Source organism: Microbacterium sp. Soil_N32 (assembly GCF_057655505.1).
Genome location: NZ_JBDGME010000018.1, coordinates 174,199 through 189,269, shown reverse-complemented (window position 1 = coordinate 189,269; position 15,071 = coordinate 174,199). Strand labels below are relative to the sequence as shown.

General features: G+C 71.6%; 13 protein-coding genes. 1 reads left to right on the top strand and 12 read right to left on the bottom strand.

The annotated features are described in order from the left end of the window. Positions 1–57 precede the first annotated feature (57 nt). The 7 genes from AC3A3J_RS07250 to rsmI all read right to left on the bottom strand — a co-directional run bounded on the left by AC3A3J_RS07250 (position 58) and on the right by rsmI (position 7,469). Entirely contained in the window at positions 58–1,089 is a 1,032-nt protein-coding gene (locus tag AC3A3J_RS07250) for a LacI family DNA-binding transcriptional regulator (RefSeq protein WP_487671633.1), read from the bottom strand. A 136-nt stretch (positions 1,090–1,225) separates the two neighbouring features. Beyond that, positions 1,226–2,143, bottom strand: a complete 918-nt coding sequence (locus AC3A3J_RS07245; RefSeq protein WP_487671632.1) for a 4-(cytidine 5'-diphospho)-2-C-methyl-D-erythritol kinase — start codon at positions 2,141–2,143, stop codon at positions 1,226–1,228. Positions 2,144–2,164: 21 nt separating this feature from the next. After that, a complete protein-coding gene (locus AC3A3J_RS07240; RefSeq protein WP_487671631.1) occupies positions 2,165–3,232 on the bottom strand; it encodes an aldo/keto reductase in 1,068 nt (355 codons plus the stop codon). Between the two features lie 9 nt (positions 3,233–3,241). After that, complete coding sequence (rsmA, locus tag AC3A3J_RS07235; RefSeq protein ID WP_487671630.1) at positions 3,242–4,111, bottom strand: 16S rRNA (adenine(1518)-N(6)/adenine(1519)-N(6))-dimethyltransferase RsmA; 870 nt, start codon at positions 4,109–4,111, stop codon at positions 3,242–3,244. 34 nt (positions 4,112–4,145) lie between these two features. After that, on the bottom strand, positions 4,146–5,024 hold the full coding sequence (locus AC3A3J_RS07230) for a TatD family hydrolase (RefSeq protein ID WP_487671776.1): 879 nt from the start codon (positions 5,022–5,024) through the stop codon (positions 4,146–4,148). Between the two features lie 14 nt (positions 5,025–5,038). Continuing rightward, on the bottom strand, positions 5,039–6,616 hold the full coding sequence (metG, locus tag AC3A3J_RS07225) for a methionine--tRNA ligase (protein ID WP_487671629.1): 1,578 nt from the start codon (positions 6,614–6,616) through the stop codon (positions 5,039–5,041). A 31-nt stretch (positions 6,617–6,647) separates the two neighbouring features. Next, positions 6,648–7,469, bottom strand: coding sequence for a 16S rRNA (cytidine(1402)-2'-O)-methyltransferase (gene rsmI, locus AC3A3J_RS07220; protein WP_487671628.1), 822 nt, complete (start codon positions 7,467–7,469; stop codon positions 6,648–6,650). Positions 7,470–7,492: 23 nt separating this feature from the next. Between rsmI and AC3A3J_RS07215 the strand changes: the two genes are divergently transcribed. Beyond that, a complete protein-coding gene (locus AC3A3J_RS07215; RefSeq protein ID WP_487671627.1) occupies positions 7,493–9,082 on the top strand; it encodes a dolichyl-phosphate-mannose--protein mannosyltransferase in 1,590 nt (529 codons plus the stop codon). A 60-nt stretch (positions 9,083–9,142) separates the two neighbouring features. Here the strand turns inward: AC3A3J_RS07215 and AC3A3J_RS07210 are convergent, their stop codons facing one another. From AC3A3J_RS07210 to AC3A3J_RS07190, 5 genes are all read right to left on the bottom strand, one after another. Then, on the bottom strand, positions 9,143–10,528 hold the full coding sequence (locus AC3A3J_RS07210; protein ID WP_487671626.1) for an amino acid permease: 1,386 nt from the start codon (positions 10,526–10,528) through the stop codon (positions 9,143–9,145). 10 nt (positions 10,529–10,538) lie between these two features. Beyond that, positions 10,539–12,359, bottom strand: a complete 1,821-nt coding sequence (locus tag AC3A3J_RS07205) for a thioredoxin domain-containing protein (RefSeq protein WP_487671625.1) — start codon at positions 12,357–12,359, stop codon at positions 10,539–10,541. Positions 12,360–12,402: 43 nt separating this feature from the next. Beyond that, positions 12,403–12,972: an FMN reductase gene (msuE, locus tag AC3A3J_RS07200; protein ID WP_487671624.1), complete on the bottom strand. Its 570-nt coding sequence runs from the start codon at positions 12,970–12,972 to the stop codon at positions 12,403–12,405. Between the two features lie 78 nt (positions 12,973–13,050). Beyond that, complete coding sequence (locus AC3A3J_RS07195; protein ID WP_487671623.1) at positions 13,051–13,887, bottom strand: aldo/keto reductase; 837 nt, start codon at positions 13,885–13,887, stop codon at positions 13,051–13,053. Between the two features lie 19 nt (positions 13,888–13,906). Continuing rightward, complete coding sequence (locus AC3A3J_RS07190; RefSeq protein ID WP_487671622.1) at positions 13,907–15,061, bottom strand: heparan-alpha-glucosaminide N-acetyltransferase domain-containing protein; 1,155 nt, start codon at positions 15,059–15,061, stop codon at positions 13,907–13,909. Between the last annotated feature and the right edge of the window lie 10 nt (positions 15,062–15,071).

The following is a 15,071-nucleotide window of genomic DNA, read 5'->3' as shown; positions in this document are numbered from 1 at the left end:
GTACATGTAACTCCCGAGGGGCGAGCAGTGTCAAGTCCGCCCGGGCATTTCGTGTCGTTACCGTGACACGCGAGGTGTGTGCGGTCCGGCCGACTCGCGATCGCGCACGGCGGTCTGCAGCGGACCGAACTCGGGCGTCTCCTCGCCGCGTATCTGCGACAGCAGCATCCGCACCGCCCGACGGCCGAGCTCCCGGAACTCCTGGTGCACGGTCGTGAGGGTCGGGGCGACGTGCGCCGCCACGGGAATGTCATCGAACCCCACCACGCTGATGTCGTCCGGCACGCGCACCCCGGCGTCGCGGAACCCGTGCATGAGCCCGATCGCCATGAGGTCGTTGGCCGCGAACACCGCGGAGAAGTCGCGGCGACGCGACAGCTCCTGCCCCGCGAAGTATCCGAAGTCGGCGGTCCAGTCGCCGCGGATCGGCGGGAACGTCGGCAGGTCGGCCTCGCGCAGCGCGTCGAGGTAGCCGCGCATGCGCGACTCGGCCTCGATCCAGTCCTGCGGCCCCGCGAGGTGCAGGATGTCGCTGTGGCCGAGCGCGATGAGGTGCTCGGTCGCGGCGCGCGCTCCCGCGACCTGGTCCGCCGAGAGGCTCACCCCGTCCGATCCCGACGCGGTCTGCAGCGTGACGAACGGGAAGTCGACCGCCATGCCGCGCAGGACATGGAACACCCGCACCTGCGGGGCGAGCACCACGATGCCGTCGACCTGCTCCCGCGCGAGCTGGCGCACGGCGCTGCCGATGGCCTCGGGCGTGGTGGCGGCCAGGTTCAGGGTGGTGACCGAGTACCCCTCTTCGCGCGCGGCCTCCTCGATGCTGGCGATCGACGACGTCGGCCCGAACTCGCCGATCGTGGCCGACAGCACCCCGAGCATGTTCGACCGACTCGTGACGAGCGCCCGCGCTGCGAGGTTGGGACGGTAGTCGAGCACCGAGATGGCGTCGAGCACCTTGGCCTTCGTCTCGGGGCGGATGCTCGGGTGGTCGTTGAGCACCCGCGAGACCGTCTGATGCGAGACGCCGGCGAGGCGTGCGACGTCGCGGATGCTCGGCATCCGGGCGCGCTCAGAGGCAGTGGACATCACGGCCTCCTTGCATGTGCACACGTCATGTGCACGGTCACATCGATCGTCTCATTATGACCCCGGGCGCGCCCGAGCGCCTACATGCGATGTCACGACCGGCGCGGAGGGGTCGTGCGGGGCAGCGAGCCTGCCGTCAGACCAGGATGCGGGCGCCGGGCACGGGGCCGTACACCTGCAGCGCCTCGCGGCCGTCCTCCTGCAGCGCATTGCGCACGGAGCGGGCGGTGTCGGCGTCGGCGCAGAGCAGCGCGACCGTGGGTCCGGATCCCGAGACGATCCCGTGCAGCGCACCCGCGCGCACCCCCTGGCGGATCGTCTCCTCGAGATCCGGGCGCAGGTGCACCGCCGCCGCCTGCAGATCGTTCTGCAGGCTCGCAGCCAGCTGCACGGCATCACCGGAGCGCAGCGCCTGGAGCACCGGGATCGGCACGTCGAGCGACTCCGCGGGATCGTCGGCGAGCGCTGCCTCCGCGTCGCGCAGTCGATCGAGCTCGTCGTACACGACGGGCGTCGAGAGGCCCTCGTCGCTCGTGACGAGCACCCAGTCGAAGCGTCCGCGGGCGAGGGCCGGGTTGAGCTGGTCGCCTCGACCGGTACCGACCGCCGTGCCGCCGTGCAGCGAGAAGGGCACGTCGGCGCCGAGCCGCGCCGCGAGCTCGTGCAAACGGGTCTGCGAGAACCCGGTGCCCCAGAGCGCGTCGCAGGCGACCAGGGCGGCGGCGGCATCCGCCGATCCCCCGCCCATGCCGCCCGCCACGGGTACGTTCTTGCGGATCTCGAGCGCGACGCCGCCGTGATAGTCGGCGGCCGCCGCGAGCAGCTTGGCCGCGCGCATCGCGAGGTTGCGGTCGTCGAGGGGAACGGCATCCGCCTCGGCACCGTGCACCGTGATCGAGAAGTCGTCGGCCGGGCGGGCGATCACGTCCTCGAACAGCGATACGGCCTGGAACACGGTCGCCAGCGCGTGGTAGCCGTCGTCATGCCGGGCCCCCACCCCCAGGTAGACGTTGATCTTCCCGGGGGCGCGGACGTGCACGGAGTCGGAGGGCATGACGGTTCCTGGCGGTGCCGATCAGAGGTCCGAGGACTTCGCCCAGATGTTGACGTCGATCGCGCCGGCGAGCTCGTCGATGCGCGACAGCTCGTCGTCGGTGAAGGCCGGCCCGTCGAGCGCGGCGATGTTCTCGTCGAGCTGCGACGTGCGCGAGGCGCCGATCAGGGCGGACGCGACGACGGGGGTGCGCAGCGTCCACTGCAGGGCGAGCTGCGCGAGCGTCTGACCTCGCTCCTTCGCGATCTCGTTCAGGCTGCGCAGCGTCTGCACCGCTTCGTCGGGCAGCTTGCCCTCGGGCAGGGAGCCGCGCTTCTGCGCCCGGTCGGCCGTCCCGTCGCCGAGGTACTTGTCGGTGAGGAGTCCCTGGGCGAGTGGGGTGAACGCGATCGCGCCGAGGCCGTGCTGCTGCAGGGTGTCGGTGAGGCCGTCTTCAATCCAGCGGTTGAGGATCGAGTAGGCGGGCTGGTGGATCACGAGCGGAGTGCCGAGCTCGGCGGCGACCGCGACGGCCTCCTCGGTGCGCTCGGCGCTGTACGACGAGATGCCGACGTAGAGCGCCTTGCCCTGCCGCACGAGGGTGTCGAGCGCGGCCACCGTCTCGAAGATCGGGGTCACCGGGTCGACGCGGTGCGAGTAGAAGATGTCGACGTAGTCGAGCCCCATGCGGGTGAGCGACTGCTCGGCGCTGGCGAGGATGTACTTGCGGCTCGCGAAGTCGCCGTACGGCCCGGGCCACATGTCCCATCCGGCCTTCGACGAGATGATCAGCTCGTCGCGGTAGGGACGCAGGTCCTCGGCGAAGATGCGGCCGAAGTTCTTCTCGGCCGATCCGTACGGCGGGCCGTAGTTGTTGGCGAGGTCGAAGTGCGTGATGCCGCGGTCGAACGCGTGACGCAGCAGGGCGCGCTGGTTGTCGAGGGGGATGTTGTCGCCGAAGTTCCACCACAGGCCGAGCGAGATCGGCGGCAGGTACAGGCCGGTCGATCCGACCTGGCGGTAGGGGAACGTGCCGTAGCGGCCCTCATCGGCGGCGTACGGGCGGTGGAGCTCGGGGACGTTCGGGCTGAAGCGGGGCGAGTCGGTCACGGTGTCAGATTACCCGCCGACCGCGTCGTGCGCGGCCGCCGGGACATGCTGCGCAATGCGCTGGTAGTCGTCGACCGTGAGGTCCTCGCCCCGAGCGGTGGGGGCGACCCCGGCGGCCACCAGTGCCTCGGATGCCGCGGACGAGCTGCCGAAGATCCCCGAGAGCGCCTGCCGCAGCATCTTGCGCCGCTGGTTGAAGGCGGCGTCGACGACGAGGAAGGTGCGTCGGCGTTCGTCTTCGTCGCCCCGCTCCCCCTCTGCCCGGTCGAATCCGACGAGCAGGCTGTCGACGTTGGGAACGGGCCAGAACACCTGGCGCGAGACGGTGCCGGTGAGCTTCCACTCGCCGTACCACGCCGCCTTGACGCTCGGCGAGCCGTAGATCTTCGACCCCGGCTTCGCGGCGAGGCGTTCGGCGACCTCGGCCTGTACCATCACGACGCCGCGCCGCAGGTAGGGGAAGGTCTCGAGGAAGTGCAGCAGCACCGGCACCGAGACGTTGTACGGCAGGTTCGCGACGAGCACGGCCGGCTCGCCCGGCAGCTCGGTGATGCGCAGCGCGTCGGCGTCGACGACCGTGAGCATCCCGTCGGGCACACCGCGCTCGGCGGCGGTCTGCGGCAGGCGCGCCGCGAGCCGGTGGTCGATCTCGACCGCGGTGACCGCGGCGCCGGCTTCGAGGATCGCGAGGGTCAGCGACCCGAGCCCCGGCCCGACCTCGACCACCCGCTCCCCCGGCTGCACACGGGCGGCCTGCACGATCTTGCGCACCGTGTTGGCGTCGACGACGAAGTTCTGGCCGAGCTTCTTCGTCGGGGTGACGTCGAGCTCGGCGGCGAGTCGGCGGATCTCGGTGGCGCCGAGCAGGGAGACGGTCATCCCCCCATTGTCCCCCACCTGAGGGCGGCGCCCGTCAGGCGTCGAACGAGCCGTAGACGCGCAGCGTGTTGGCGGCGAGCCGGGCGCACAGCTCGTCGAGTTCCACCCCGAGCTCGGCCGCCATGAACCGCACGGTGATCGGCACGAGGTAGGGCGCGTTCGGGCGCCCGCGGAGCGGCACGGGGGTGAGGAACGGGGCATCCGTCTCGACGAGGATGCGGTCGAGCGGGGTCACGGCGAGCGCATCGCGCAGGTTCTGGGCGTTCTTGAACGTCACGTTGCCCGCGAACGACAGGTAGTACCCGGCGTCGGCGCACACACGCGCCATCGCGTCGTCGCCCGAGAAGCAGTGGAACACCGTCGTGTCGGGGGCGCCGACACGCGTCAGCGTCTCGAGCACCGCCTCGTGGGCGTCGCGGTCGTGGATCTGCATCGCGATCGCGTGCTTCTTGGCGATGTCGATGTGCGCCTCGAACGACGTGAACTGCGGCCCCCGCCGCTCGGGCTCGGTGCGGAAGAAGTCGAGCCCCGTCTCCCCCACGGCACGCGTGCGGGCGTGAGCGGCGAGCTCGTCGACGACGGCGATCGCCTCGTCGAGGCGACCCTGCTCGGCGTACGTCGGCGCGTCATTGGGGTGGATGGCCACCGCGGCGAGCACCCGGGAGTCGGACGCCGCGGCCTCGACGGCCCACCGTGACGACTCGATGTCGCCCGACGACTGCACGACCCCCGCGATGCCGACCGCCTGCGCTCGGTCGAGCTGCTCGACGAGCGTGAGGGGCTCGTCGCCGTCGACGATGTCGAGGTGCGCATGGTTGTCGTACACCGGCACCGCGAGCGGTTCCGGGGCGGCCGGGTACCGGAGGTCTTTGCGGCCGTCGCCGGAGCGCTGCTGCACGTACGTGCTCACGATCGGATGCTCCTCAGTCAGGCCGTCGACTCCACCCGGGGGAAGAGCGGCGCGAGACCGTTCACGCTCGTGCCCGGTGCGAGCACGCCCCAGGCACCCGCCTCGCGGATCGGCTGGTCCTGCAGGCGTCCGATCGTCTCGGCGGCACCGAGGGCGACCCACAGCTTCTCGGTGGCCTGCGGCATCACGGGCGACAGCAGCACCGCGAGGGCGCGCAGACCCTCGGCGCACGTGTAGAGCACGGTGCCCAGTCGCTCGCGCTGCTCCTCGTCGCGGGCCAGGGCCCACGGCTCGTTCTCGGTGATGTAGCCGTTCAGCGCGTCGACGATCGTCCAGATCGACGAGATGGCCTCGTCGATGCGGAACTGCTCGATCGCGGCATCCGCGTTCGTCGCCGCGTCGGCGACGATCCGCTGGATCGCGAGATCCTTCTCGGTGTAGGCACCCGCAGGCGGGACGACGCCCTCGAAGTACTTCTCGATCATCGCCGTCGTGCGCGAGGCCAGGTTGCCGAAGCCGTTGGCGAGTTCGGCCTGATAGCGCGCCGCGAGGTCCTCCCACGAGAACGAGCCGTCCTGGCCGAACGCGATCGCCGAGAGGAAGTAGAAGCGATACGCGTCGGAGCCGAAGACGTCGGTGATCTCGGTGGGGGCGATGCCCGTGAGCTTCGACTTCGACATCTTCTCGCCGCCGACGAGCAGCCAGCCGTGAGCGAACACGCCCTTCGGCACGTCGACACCCGCGGCCATGAGCATGGCCGGCCAGATCACGGCGTGGAAGCGGAGGATGTCCTTGCCGACCACGTGGTACGCCGGCCACCGGCGGTCGAACGTCGCCTCGTCGTCGCCGTACCCGACGGCGGTGGCGTAGTTGAGCAGCGCGTCGACCCACACGTAGATGACGTGCGACGGGTCCCACGGCACCTCGATGCCCCAGTCGAACGCCGAGCGGGAGATCGACAGGTCCTTGAGGCCCTGTCGCACGAACGACACGACCTCGTTGCGCGCCGACTCGGGGCGGATGAAGTCGGGCTGCGTCTTGTAGAGCTCGAGCAGCCGGTCCTGGAACTCGCTCAGCTTGAAGAAGTAGTTCTTCTCCTGCAGCAGCTCGAGCGGCTTCGAGTGGATGGCGCACACCTTCAGCCCCTCGAACGGGCCGGTGCCGTCGAGGATCTCGGACTCGGGCTTGAACTCCTCGCAGCCCACGCAGTACAGCGCCTCGTATTCGCCGGCGTAGATGTAGCCGCGGTCGTAGATCGCCTGCACGAACTTCTTCACGCGCTCCTCGTGACGCTCCTGCGTCGTGCGGATGAAGTCGTCATTGGCGACGTCGAGCGTCTGCAGCAGGGGGAACCAGGCCTCGGTGACGAGCTTGTCGACCCACTCCTGCGGGGTGACGTTGTTCGCCGCCGCCGCACGCAGCATCTTCTGGCCGTGCTCGTCGGTGCCCGTGAGCATCCAGGTGTCGTCACCCGCCTGACGGTGCCAGCGCGCGAGCGTGTCGACCGCCACCGACGTGTACCCGTGACCGATGTGGGGCACATCGGAGGGGTAGTAGATGGGCGTGGTGATGTAGAAGGAGTCGCCAGCGGGCATGCAACGATTCTAGGCGTCCGCCCGCCGGTGATTACGCCCCGCGGGCGGCGAGCGCGGCCTGGTAGAGGTCGCGCGACGAGAGGCCGGTGAGGCCGGCGACCTCGGAGGCCGCCTCCTTCAGACGGATGCCGTCGGCGACGAGCGCCTGCACCTGGGCGAGCGCGTCGTCGGGCGAGGCCTCGCGACGGGGCGCCCCCTCCACGACGACCACGATCTCGCCCTTCACACCGTTCTCGGCCCAGGCGACGAGCTCGGCGGCGGTGCCGCGGCGCACCTCCTCGTAGAGCTTGGTGAGTTCGCGGCACACGGCGATGCGGCGGTCGGCGCCGAAGGCCTGGCCCATGTCGACCAACGCCGACGCCAGCCGTGCGGGCGACTCGAAGAACACCAGGGTGCGCGCCTCGTGCGCGACCGCCCGCAGCGCCGACCGTCGCTCGGCGGGCTTGCGGGGCAGGAACCCCTCGAAGGCGAAGCGGTCGGTCGGCAGGCCGGAGATCGCGAGCGCCATGAGCACGGCGCTCGGTCCGGGGATCGCCGTGACCGTGACCCCCTGCTCGACGGCCGCGGCGACGAGACCGTAGCCGGGGTCGCTGACCGTCGGCATCCCCGCGTCGCTCATGACGACGACATCGGTCTCGGCGGCGAGCGCGGCGAGCTCGGCCGCCTTCTGCTTCTCGTTGTGGTCGTGCAGCGCGATGAGACGGGGGCGGTTCGCGACGCCGAGCGCTTGGAGCAGGCGCTGCGTCGTCCGGGTGTCCTCCGCGACGACCACCTCGGCGTTCTCGAGCACCTCGACGAGACGGCGAGACGCGTCGCCGAGGTTTCCGATCGGGGTCGCGGCGAGGATGATCACCCGCCCAGCCTAGGCTGTACCCCGTGACCGCGCCCGAGCCCCTGCCGCCCGCGCCCGCCACCCCCGCGCAGCAGGCGGCGCCCGCCGCCCACGTCTGGGGGACGACCCGGTGGGAGCGGCTGCGCGACCGCATGCTCGGCGACGCGGAGTGGTCGGCGATCGTGCGGTGGGCGGCTCCGTTCACGGTCACGATCGTCGCCGCGTTCCTGCGCCTGGTGAACCTCGGGCATCCGCACCAGCTGGCCTTCGACGAGACGTACTACGTCAAGGACGCCTGGTCGTTGTGGACGCTGGGCTACGAGGGCACGTGGGGCGAGGGCACCAACGAGGCGTTCACGACCCTGCAGGAGCTGCCACTGTCCGAGCAGGGTGCGTTCATCGTGCATCCGCCGCTCGGCAAATGGCTCATCGCCCTCGGCATGGCCGTCGGCGGACCCGACGACAGCATGGGCTGGCGCCTCGCAACCGGCATCCTGGGCACCGCCTCGGTGCTGCTCGTCTATCTGATCGCCCGCCTGCTCTCGGGCTCGGTGGTCGTCGCGACGGTCGCCGGCGGCCTGCTCGCGATCGACGGCCTGAGCATCGTGCTGAGCCGCATCGCGCTGCTCGACGGCATCCTGACGTTCTTCGTGCTGCTGGGAGTGCTGTTCGTGCTCCTCGATCGACGACGCACCCTCCCGCTCCTCGCACAGGGCGACCCCGAGCGCCCGGACCCGCTGTGGGGACGGGTGCTGTGGCGGCGCCCCTGGGTGCTCGCGGCCGGCGTCGCGCTCGGCGCGGCCTGCGCGGTCAAGTGGTCGGGCCTGTATGCGCTGGCCGGCTTCGGCCTGTACCTGGTGCTGACGGATGCCCTCGCGCGCCGACGCGCGGGCGTGGTGCTGTGGCCCACCGACGCCGTGCTGCGTCAGGGACCGGTGTCGTTCCTGCTGCTGGTCGGGCCCGCCGCGGCGGTGTACCTCACGAGCTGGACCGGGTGGCTGGTCACCGCGGGCGGCTACGACCGGCAGAGCGACCCGAACCCGCTGATCGCGCTGTGGAACTACCACCAGTCGATGTACGGCTTCCACGTCGGCCTCACGAAGGGGCATCCGTACGCCAGCGCGGCGTGGGAGTGGCCGTTCCTGCTGCGCCCGACCGCGGTGTGGGTCGCATCCGACCCCTCCGGGTGCGGCACCGACCACTGCATCGGGGTGATCTCGGCGATCCCCAACCCGCTCATCTGGTGGGCCGGAGTCGCGGCATCCGTGTTCCTGCTCGTGCTGCTCGTGCGCGGATGGGTGCGCCGCTCCCCCGTCGGCCCCGCGGTGAGCGTGCCCCTCGTCGGCCTCGCCGTGACCTACGTGCCCTGGTTGCTGTTCCCCGACCGCACGATCTTCCAGTTCTACACCGTGGTGATGATGCCGTTCCTGGTGCTGGCGCTCGCCGAGGCGCTGCGCCGCATCGCCGGCCGCAGAGACGACACGCTCGACCGCCGCACCGCCGGGCAGCGCACCGTGGCGGTGTTCCTGGTGGGCGCCGTGCTGGTGTCGGCGTTCTTCCTGCCGTTGTGGGTCGGCATGAGCGTGCCCTACCCGTTCTGGCTCGTGCACAACTGGCTGCCCGGCTGGGTCTGACGGGCGGTCCGACGGCGCGGACGGACGGGCGCCGCCCCGAGGCGGCGGCGGTTGCCGAGATCAGCGGCGAACCGCGCGCTCCCCGCGTCGACCGGCGACGAGCGCCCCGAGGTACAGCACGGCCGTCAGGGCGGCGGTGAGCAGGAGCTGCAGGCGCGCCCCCTCGTCGGATGCCGCCAGCACGACGACGCCCGCGATGAGAGCCAGGCACAGCCACGACAGCCACGGGAAGCCGGGCATCCGTACCGGCAGCGCGGTGCCCTCGCGCTCGGCCCGGCGGCGCAGCACGATCTGCGAGACCGCGACCGCCGTCCAGGTGACGATGAGCGTCGAGCCGACGACGTTGAGCAGGGCCGGCAGCACGACGTCGGGGAACACGTAGTTGAGCACCACCGCGACGAACCCGAACGCCACCGACGACAGCACGGCCACCAGCGGCACTCCCCCGGCTGTCGTTCGTGTGACGGCCCGCGGGGCGAGGCCGCGCTCGCCCAGCGAGAAGAACATGCGGGATGCGCCGTAGATGTTCGCGTTCATCGCCGACAGCAGCGCCACCACGACGAGCAGCGACATCACGAGGTCGACGCCCGGCACGCGCAGGGTGGCGAGCACGGCGGAGAACGGTCCGTCGAGCACCGCGGGGTCGTTCCACGGCAGAACGGCGACGATCACGACGATCGAGCCGACGTAGAAGACGAGGATGCGCACGAGGACCTGACGCACGATGCGCCGGATGTTGCGGGAGGGATCGTCGGACTCGGCGGCCGCGATGGCCACCAGCTCGGTGCCGCCGAAGGCGAACAGCACGATGAGCAGCGCCGCCGCGATGCCCGGGACGCCGTTCGGCGCGAAGCCTCCCTGGGCGACGAGGTTGCTCAGCCCGGTCGCCGGTACGCCCGGGATCACCCCGAGGATCGCGCAGACGCCGATCACGAGGAAGGCCACGATCGCGCCGACCTTGATCGCGGCGAACCAGAACTCGAAGCGACCGTAATCGCGCACCCCGAGCAGGTTGACGGTGGTGAAGCCGGCGACGAAGACCAGCACCCACGCCCACACCGGGACCCCGGGCACCCAGCCGGCGAGGATGCCGGCGGCCCCCGTCGCCTCGGCGGCGATCACCACCACGAGCTGGATCCAGTACAGCCACCCGATCGCGCTGCCGGCGCTGCGACCGAGGGCATCCTGGGCGTACTCGCTGAACGCGCCAGGACTCGGCCGCGCCGCCACCATCTCGGCGAGCATCGACATGACGAGCACCACGATGCCGCCCGCGACGAGATACGACACGAGCACCGCCGGGCCGGCGAGCCCGATGGCCTGCCCCGAGCCGACGAAGAGACCGGCGCCGATGGCGCTGCCGAGCCCCATCATCGAGATCTGACGGCGGGTGAGTCCGCGGTGGAGACCGGCGGACGGAGCGGGGGCGGAGGCGGGCGGGCGCACCCGCGTCACCTTAGACCGCCGCGCGCGCGTGCGGCAATTCGGCGGCGTCGGTCACGGGCAGACGGCACACGAAGCCCCGGCAGTCGAACGCGCGCTCCCGCACGTCGGCGTCTCCGACCGACCGGCCCTCGAAGAGCTCGAACCCCGCGACTGAGAAGGCGTCGGCCTGCGCGGGCGTGACCACGGCGACGACGTCGGCATCCGCCCGGCGTGCGGAGCGCGACAGCGCGCTCGACGGATCGTCGGTGACGACCACGATCTGCCGCGGCGCGTCGACGAGGGCGGCGGCGACCCGCAGCAGACTCCCGTGCGCGAACGGCTGGGCGAGCGCCGAGGCCGTGTGCTCGCGCACCCGGACCGCCGCCGCGTCGCGGTATCGATCGCCCGCTCCGAGCACCCAGGCCCGGTACGCCGCCTCGGCGAGCGCGGCCGCGTCGGACGGGAGGTCGCCGTCGGTCTGGTCGGGCGCGGCGGCGATGCCCTGCGCTCGCAGCAGCGGTTCGCCCGCCACCCCGGCGAGCGCCTCGTCGAGGATCGCTCGACCGCGCACGGCCCACGACGCGTCACCCGTCGCGACGGCGAGCGCGAGCATCCCGTCGGCGAGAAGGGCGAGATCGGCCGGGGTCGCGGCCGCCGGCGACGGCGTGCCGTCGAGGGACGCGCGCACGAGCGCACCGTCCGCCCCGCGGTTCGCGTGCTGCACCGCGTCGACCGCGGCGCGGGCCGCGTCGATCCAGAGGGGTTCGTCGAGCGCGGACCCCGCCCGTGCCAGGGCGCCGATCGCCAGCCCGTTCCAGCCGGTGATGACCTTGCCGTCGACGGCCGGGGGCTGAAGCTCGGCGCGCGCGGCGAGGGGGCGCTGGTAGTACCCGCCCTCGCTGCGTTCGCCGTCGATCCACGACTCCGAATCCTGCGCGGCGCCGAAGCCGCCGCCGTCGCGGCGCAGCACACGCAGCAAAAAGTCCGCGATGCCGCGGGCGGTGGTCTCGTCACCGTCGGCGACCGCGACATCGAGCAGCTGCGCGTTGTCGGTCAGCATCCGCTCGTAGTGCGGCACCGTCCAGTCCGCGCGGGTCGCGTACCGGAAGAAGCCGCCGTCCTCGTCGCGCAGGTCGGATGCCGCCATCGCCGCCAGCGCCCGTTCCGCGGATGCCGCGGCCGCCGGGGCCTGCCGACGCACCAGCGGCGACTGGAGGAAGCGCAGCGTCGTCGCCACCGGGAACTTCGGCGCGCCGCCGAACCCGCCGTGCGCGCCGTCCTCCCGCGCGGCGATCGCACCGGCCGCCGCCGCGATCGCCGCCGCATTGGGAAGGTCGGAGGGCTGGCGCTCCGCCGCGCGGGCGAGCGCCTCGGTCACCGCATCCGCCGATTCCTCCGCCTGCGCACGCCGTTCGGCCCAGGCCTGGCGCACCGCGGCGAGCACGTCGCGGAACGACGGCATCGGCGGGCGGGCCTGCGGAGGCCAGTAGGTTCCGGCGAAGAAGGTGCGGCCGCGGGGCGTCGCGAACACGGTCAGCGGCCAGCCGAGGTTCTGGGTGAAGGCGGAGGCGGCCGCCATGTACGCGCCGTCGACCTCCGGATGCTCCTCGCGATCGACCTTGACGGCCACGAAGTCGCGGTTGATCGACGCCGCCGTGTCGGCGTCGGCGAACGACTCCCGGGCCATCACATGACACCAGTGACAGGTGGAGTAGCCGATCGAGATGAGCAGCGGCACGTCGCGGCGCTGCGCCTCGGCGAACGCCTCCTCGCCCCAGGGGTACCAGTCGACGGGGTTGTCGGCGTGCGCGCGGAGGTACGGGCTGAGCGTGTCGGCGAGCCGGTTCGTCATGCCTTCACGCTACGCGCCCGGGCGCGCGCCGGGGCCGGGATGCTCAGATCGCGAGAGCCTCGAGTGGCTGCGACGCGGCGTAGCTCATGAGGGGAAGAGCACGGTCGGCGGCGAGGTCGATCCGGGCGCGCAGCACGTCGGAGGCGATCTCGTAGCCGTCGAAGTCTGTCGTGCTGGCGTAGACGCCCACCGGCAGCGTGAGCGCCTGGAAGAACGCGAAGAGCGGGCGCAGCTGATGCTCGATGATGAGCGCGTGGCGCTCGCCGCCGCCGGTCGCCGCCAGCAGCACCGGCGTGCCGACCAGCTCGTACTGGCCGACGAAGTCGAACAAGTGCTTGAACAGGCCCGTGAACGACGCGCGATAGACGGGGCTGCCGACGATGAGCAGGTCGGCCTGCTCGATCGCGACGAGCTTCTCCTCGACGGATGCGGGCAGCTGGTCGCGCCGCAGCGCTCCTGCCAGCTCGGGGCCGATGTCGGTCAGCTCGATGAGCTGCACCTCGACGTCGGCGCGTTCGGCGACCGCATCGGCGATCGCCCGGATCAGCGCGGTCGTCTTGCTCGGCTCGTGCAGCGATCCGGAGACGGCGACGACGCGGTAGTGAGCTGCCATGTCTCGACGCTACTCACGAAGACGCCCCGTGTCGCGGAGGTGCGACACGGGGCGTCATGTGCGACGACGGGTCGTCGATCAGTTGAACTCGTTCGGGTGCGTGCCCACGCGGCCCGAGCCGTCGAGCGGGTCGAGGGCGTCGATCGCCGCGATCTCGTCATCCGTCAGCTCGAACCCGAACACGTCGATGTTCTCGCGCAGGCGCTCGGCGCGCACCGACTTCGGGAAGACGATGATGCCCTTCTGCAGGTGCCAGCGCAGCACCGCCTGTGCGGGCGTGACGCCGTGCGCGGCAGCGGCCTCGGCGACGGCCGGCGTGCCGAACAGGTCGTACTTGCCCTGTCCGAGCGGACCCCAGGCCTCGGTCTTGATGCCGTGCTCTGCCGCCCGGGCGACGACGTCGCGCTGCTGGTACGCGGGGTGCAGCTCGATCTGGTTCACGGCCGGGGCGACGCCGGTCTCGGAGACGACGCGGTCGAGGTGCTCGACGAGGAAGTTCGACACGCCGATGCTGCGGGTCAGGCCGGCCTCGCGCAGCTCGATGAGCTTCGAGAAGGCGTGCACGTAGTTGTCCTTCGCCGGGGTGGGCCAGTGCACCAGGTACAGGTCGACCTGCTCCAGGCCCAGCTTCTCGAGACTCTCGCCGATCGCCGCGCGCGGCTCGTCGCCGTCGTGCCGGTCGTTCCACAGCTTCGTGGTGATGTAGAGCTCGTCACGGGCGATGCCGGAGGCCGCGATCGCCGCACCGACGCCCTCTTCGTTGCCGTAGATGGCGGCGGTGTCGATGTGGCGGTAGCCGATCTCGAGCGCCTCGCTCACGGCGCGCTCGGTCTCGGCCGGCGGAACCTGGAAGACGCCGTAACCCAGCTGGGGGATGGTCGTGCCGTCGTTCAGTTCGAGTGCAGGAATGGTCATTCGTCTAGCCTAGGGCGCGTCAGTCGGACAAGGCCCGGCTCGCCGCCATCCGGCGCGCGGCAGCACCGACCAGACGCTCGAGCGGGCCCCGGCCGACCAGCATCGACCACAGCGTCGCGGCCACCAGCATCCCCACCGCGAGCACCGCCCAGAGGGTGTTGCTCGTGTAGTACCCACCGGGGCCCACGAGGAGAGCGATCGCGAGAATGTGCCCGCTGTATGCCGAGAGCGGCATGCTGCCCAACGCTCCCAGGGCGAGGAACAGCCAACGCAGCGGGCGGGCGAGCAGCAGGCACAGTCCGATCACCGCCAGCGCGAACCCGCCAGACCCCAGCACCTCGGCCACGCCGCCCGAGTGCGGGTCGACGGCGAACACCGCGCGCAGCATCGCGCCGATCGGGTCGGCGTCGGCGAGCGCGTCGGGGTACCCCTCCCACCCGCTGCCCGATGCGCCCATCGGCGGCTCGGCGCCGTCGAGACGTCGCACGACGCCGGCACCGATCGCGCCGAGCCCGTAGCCGACGACGGCGAGCGCGATGCCCGCGCCCAGCGCGACCCACGCGGTGCGGAGCGTGGCGACGTGCAGGCGCCCGAGCGCGAGGCCGGCGAGGACGAGCGCCAACCACACGACGATCGAGTAGCTCCCGTCGAGCACGAACGCGATTCCCGCACCGTACGGTTCGAGGGTCACGGCCGAGAGGAGGGCGACGACGGGCGGGCCGGCGATCGCGAGGACGGCCGCTCCCGCGAGCAGCTGCCACGGCTTCCACCGCAGGAACGGAATGACCGCGACGTACAGCAGACCGTAGAGCGTCAGGATGACGGCGATCGGGGTGTTCAGGAACTCGAGCGCCAGGCCGATCAGGAAGATGACGGCGCCCCGCCCCACGAGCTGCAGGCGGATGCTCGGCAGCAGCGCCGGGTCTGGACGGGTGCTGCGGCCGGTCATGAGCGCGATCGACACCCCCGCGAGCACGGCGAACAGGATCGACGAGCGCCCGTGCACCAGGTCGCCCCAGGTCGCGGGGTCGAGAACGTCGAGGGTCGGCGTCTCTCCGACGTGCGCCCCGGCCATGCCGAGGATCGCGAGGCCGCGCGCGACGTCGAGGCCGAGGATGCGGGGCGGGCGTCCGAAGTCGCGGAACCAGCGCTCCACGCGCGGGGAGGTCGTCACTCCATGAATC